3 protein-coding genes are annotated in these 2,262 nt (G+C 71.9%); all 3 read left to right on the plus strand.

What is annotated here, in order from left to right; translation table 11 throughout:
* On the plus strand, positions 1 to 522 hold a 522-nt coding region (locus ACJA3G_RS35450), incomplete at its 5' end, for a DUF3152 domain-containing protein (RefSeq protein ID WP_406557139.1).
* A 102-nt stretch (positions 523 to 624) separates the two neighbouring features.
* Positions 625 to 1,458: a tryptophan 2,3-dioxygenase family protein gene (locus tag ACJA3G_RS35455; protein WP_406557140.1), complete on the plus strand. Its 834-nt coding sequence runs from the start codon at positions 625 to 627 to the stop codon at positions 1,456 to 1,458.
* A partial coding sequence (locus ACJA3G_RS35460; protein ID WP_406557141.1) for an aminotransferase class V-fold PLP-dependent enzyme occupies positions 1,451 to 2,262 on the plus strand: 812 nt, incomplete at its 3' end. The genes ACJA3G_RS35455 and ACJA3G_RS35460, both read left to right, overlap by 8 nt.

Here is a 2,262-nt window from a genome sequence, read left to right on the forward strand (position 1 = left end):
CCCGTCGGCACCGGTGGCCCCCTGCGCCGCTACAAGGTCCTCGTCGAGGACGGCGTCGACGTCTCGCCCGCTCAGGCCGCCACCGAGATCCAGGCGATACTCGCCCACCCCCGCGGCTGGGCCGCGCACGGTCGCGCCCGGTTCCAGCTGGTCTCCGGCGACGGCGGTGCCGACGTGACGATAAAGATCGCCACCCCCGCCACCACCGACAGGCTGTGCGCGGCCAACGGAGACACCCACGGCGAGCTGAACTGCGAGGTCGCCGACGGTGTGGTGGTCAACCTCAAGCGGTGGGTCAAGGGCTCGCCGCAGTACGACGGGCCGGCCGCCGAGTACCGGCATCTGATCATCAACCACGAGGTCGGCCACCTGATCGGCTTCCGTCAGCACATGGCCTGCCCGGGCCCGGGCAAGCCCGCCCCGGTGATGCAGCAGCAGATCAAGGGCCTGAACGGCTGCAAGTCCAACGCCTGGCCGTACACCCAGGCGGGCAGCTTCGTGGAAGGCCCGTCCGTGCCCTGACGACCGGGGAGGGGGCGTGTTTATGATGCGGGTGGGGACCGGGGCTCCGATGCCGATGAAGGAAGGGGCGGACCGCTACCCGGACACGTCGAGGAGACAGCGATGTCATCAAAGATGTCCGAACCGGCCGACGCCCCCCATCTGGACTTCGCGGGCACGACTCCGTACGAGGACTACGTCCAGGCGGACGTCCTCACCCACCTCCAGCACCTGCGCTCGGACGACCCCGGCGAGATGGTCTTCCTGGTCACCACCCAGGTCATGGAGCTGTGGTTCACGGTCATCGTCCACGAGTGGGAGACCGCCACGCGCGCGTTGCGCGAGGACCGCGTGCAGGTGGCCGTGGACGCGCTCAAGCGGTCCGTACGCGAGCTGGAGGCGCTCAACGCGTCCTGGACGCCGCTCGCCCAGCTGACCCCGGCGCAGTTCAACTCCTACCGCTCGGCGCTCGGCGAGGGCTCCGGCTTCCAGTCCGCGATGTACCGGCGGATGGAGTTCCTGCTGGGCGAGAAGTCGGCGTCGATGCTGGTGCCGCACCGGGGCGCGCCGCGCGTTCACGCCGAGCTGGAGAAGGCGCTCCAGGAGCCCAGCCTGTACGACGAGGTGCTCGCCCTCCTCGCCCGCCGGGGGCACGCCGTCCCGGCCGCGGTCCTGGAGCGCGACCTGTCCCAGCGGTACGAGCCCTCCCCCGAGGTCGAGGCCGTCTGGGCGGAGCTCTACACCGGGGACCAGAACGGGGAACTCGTACGCCTGGGCGAGGCGTTGACCGATGTGGGCGAGCTCGTGTGGCGCTGGCGCAACGACCATCTGGTGGCGACGAGGAGAGCGATGGGCGCGAAGACCGGCACGGGCGGCTCCGCGGGCGTGGCCTGGCTGGAGAAGCGTGCCACGAAGAGCGTGTTCCCCGAGCTGTGGACGGCGCGCAGCCATGTCTGAGTCGCTGGCCGCCAAGGCCGCGGCGCTGGACGCCGCAGACGAACTCGCCAAGCACCGCGAGCTGTTCGCCCTCGACGACACCACGGTCTACCTCGACGGGAACTCGCTGGGCGCGCTGCCCCGCCACGTCCCGGCGCGGATGCAGGAGGTCATCACCCGCGAGTGGGGTGAGCTGCGCATCCGCTCCTGGGACGAGAGCGGCTGGTGGACGGCGCCGGAGCGGATAGGCGACCGGATAGCGCCGATCGTCGGCGCCGCGCCGGGGCGCGTCGTGGTGGGTGACTCCACGAGTGTGAACATCTTCAAGGCCCTGGTGGCGGCGGTGCGCCTGGCACCCTCCGACCGGGACGAGATCCTCGTCGACGCGTCCACGTTCCCGACGGACGGGTACGTGGCGGGGTCCGCGGCGCGGATGACCGGCCGGTCCGTCCGGGCGGTCGCGCCCGGCGAGATGGCGTCGGCGCTGGGTCCGCGCACGGCGGCGGTCCTGGTCAACCACGTCGACTACCGCACGGGCCGGCTGCACGACCTGCCCGGCATCACCGCCGCGGCGCACGCGGCGGGCGCGCTCACCGTGTGGGACCTGTGCCACAGCGCGGGCGCGCTGCCGGTCGGCCTCGACGCGCACGGGGTGGACTTCGCGGTCGGCTGCACCTACAAGTACCTGAACGGGGGGCCGGGTTCGCCGGCGTATCTGTACGTACGGGGCGACCACCAGCCCTCGTTCGACTCCCCCCTGCCCGGCTGGAACTCGCACGAGGACCCCTTCGGGATGCGGGCGGAGTACGTGCCGGGGGCGGGCGC

The organism is Streptomyces sp. YS-3 (assembly GCF_045257485.1).
Classification (GTDB): Bacteria; Actinomycetota; Actinomycetes; order Streptomycetales; family Streptomycetaceae; genus Streptomyces.